The organism is Methylobacterium sp. EM32 (assembly GCF_040593685.1).
Taxonomy (GTDB): domain Bacteria; phylum Pseudomonadota; class Alphaproteobacteria; order Rhizobiales; family Beijerinckiaceae; genus Methylobacterium.
The window spans coordinates 1-1,226 of record NZ_JBEXZS010000094.1; the positions used below are offsets into that span (position 1 = coordinate 1).

Below are 1,226 nucleotides of genomic sequence, written 5' to 3' on the forward strand. Positions count from 1 at the left end.
GCCTGGTCTCGCCTCGGACGTGGACGAGGCTCGGCAGGAGCGACACCAGCAGGCCTGCGTCGGGCGAGCCGAAGGTGCAGTAGCCCACGAGCATGCGGACGTCCGCCGGGCCGTCCTGCCGCCCGACCCGGAACTCGCCGGGCCCCACCTCGACCGGCATCGTCTCGGAGCCTTCGGTCGGGGGCGTGAGGCTCGACATATCGAACGCGTCCGCGGCCGGGACAAGGAGGAAGTCCCCCTGCTCCAGGACCACCGGATCGCGGTCCCGGATCGTCAGGCGGCATGAGCCCTCCAGCGCGGCGCAGTAGAACGGACGACCGTGCTCCGCCCGGCGGACGCGCCAGGGACCCGAGGCGCTCACGGACTTGGAGAACGCGGCTCTGGGACGGAGCAGGGTGACGACGTCGGCGAGCGGATCGGACATTTCCGGACTGTTGCTAATGAGATCAGGACGCGCGATTGTAGCTCGTCCCGCTGTCCGGATCTATCCATCGCTGGTCACAACCTGATGGAGCCGACATGCAAACCGTCCTGATCACTGGATGCTCGTCCGGGTTCGGTCTTGAGATCGCCCGCCTTTTCCTCGACCAGGGCTGGAACGTGGTAGCCACCATGCGTACGCCGCGCGCGGTGGACCTGCCCGCCTCCGACCGCCTGCGCGTCCTCGCCCTCGACGTCACCGATGCGACGAGCATCCAGCGGGCGGTCGATAGCGCCGGACCCATCGACGTCCTGGTCAACAACGCCGGCATCGGCTGGCTCAACGCCCTCGAAGGCACGCCGATGGAGGTGGTGCGCGAGGTCTTCGAGACGAACACGTTCGGGACGATGGCCATGACCCAGGCGGTGCTGCCGCAGTTCCGGGAGCGCCGGGCCGGTGTCGTCGTGAACGTGAGCTCCAGCGTCACGCAGAAGCCGCTGCACCTGCTCTCCGTCTACACGGCGAGCAAGGCCGCGGTGAACGCCTTCACGGAGTCCCTGGCCCTGGAGTTGGAGCCGTTCGGCGTGCGGGTGCGCCTGGTCATCCCCGGGCGGGCGCCTGAAACCGCGTTTGGCCAAACCGCACGGGCTCGCATGACGGCGGGCTTCCCTGAACCCTACGCCGGCCTGGTGCAGGAGGTGTTCGCGGCTTGGCAGCAGCAGCCCCCGGACGAGGTGACGCGTTCCGTCGACGTGGCGGAGGCGGTCTGGCGCGCCGCGACCGACCCGGCCTGCCCGATGCGCCT

2 protein-coding genes are annotated in these 1,226 nt (G+C 69.5%); one reads left to right on the plus strand and one right to left on the minus strand.

Annotated elements, in window-relative coordinates:
- Nucleotides 1-424 (minus strand): cupin domain-containing protein (locus ABZT49_RS13985; RefSeq protein ID WP_355286647.1); only part of this gene is annotated, 424 nt, incomplete at its 3' end.
- A gap of 95 nt (nt 425-519) precedes the next feature.
- Here ABZT49_RS13985 and ABZT49_RS13990 point away from each other — a divergent pair.
- The coding region (locus tag ABZT49_RS13990; RefSeq protein ID WP_355286648.1) for an SDR family oxidoreductase at nt 520-1,226 on the plus strand (707 nt) is incomplete at its 3' end.